General features: G+C 49.9%; 2 tRNA genes and 1 rRNA gene. All 3 read left to right on the forward strand.

Annotated elements, in window-relative coordinates:
- Positions 1 to 219: ribosomal RNA gene (locus V6F88_RS27775) — 16S ribosomal RNA — on the forward strand; the annotation flags it as partial.
- A gap of 132 nt (positions 220 to 351) precedes the next feature.
- Positions 352 to 428 (forward strand) — tRNA-Ile (locus V6F88_RS27780).
- Positions 429 to 450: 22 nt separating this feature from the next.
- Positions 451 to 526: transfer RNA gene (locus V6F88_RS27785), tRNA-Ala, on the forward strand.
- Positions 527 to 810: the final 284 nt, after the last annotated feature.

Genomic DNA, 810 nt, shown 5'->3' on the forward strand with positions numbered 1-810 from the left:
ACTGCGTGAAGTCGGAATCGCTAGTAATCGCGGATCAGCATGTCGCGGTGAATACGTTCCCGGGTCTTGTACACACCGCCCGTCACACCATGGGAGTGGGTTTTACCAGAAGTAGTTAGCCTAACCGCAAGGGGGGCGATTACCACGGTAGGATTCATGACTGGGGTGAAGTCGTAACAAGGTAGCCGTATCGGAAGGTGCGGCTGGATCACCTCCTTTCAGAGCTTAAGTGCTCGTGTTAAGCGTCCACTCTTATCGGTTGTTTGATATAGCTGGGATCAGTTGTAGGCTTGGGTCGAGGGGATCTTCCCTGGGTCTTCAGCTACCTGACTACTGATCCGAGAAGGTTTTGGGTCTGTAGCTCAGTTGGTTAGAGCACCGTCTTGATAAGGCGGGGGTCGTTGGTTCGAATCCAACCAGACCCACCAAGTATTCTGCGACGCAGGATATGGGGGTGTAGCTCAGCTGGGAGAGCGCCTGCTTTGCAAGCAGGATGTCATCGGTTCGATCCCGTTCACCTCCACCATTGATTCTCATAATCGCCCTGGTGGTGATGTAGAGGCTAACGCATAGCGCTGTTGTCAGCGCTATGCGTTAGGTTTTACCTAACAGCTATATTCGTTCTTTAACAATCTGGAAGAAGCACAACGAAATGTACTTATTAAGTACTCAGCGCAAGCTGGAGAAAATAAGTACGGGTTGTGATTGCATTATTTTGTTCCAAGTTCTCAAGACTGGGGTGAATAACCTCAGACCGCTTTGAAACTTATGAACGGCACAAACGCTAATACTCAGGTCCTATAGCCTACA

Origin of the sequence: Achromobacter sp. ESBL13 (assembly GCF_036668755.1) — a bacterium.
Lineage (GTDB): Bacteria > Pseudomonadota > Gammaproteobacteria > Burkholderiales > Burkholderiaceae_B > Achromobacter.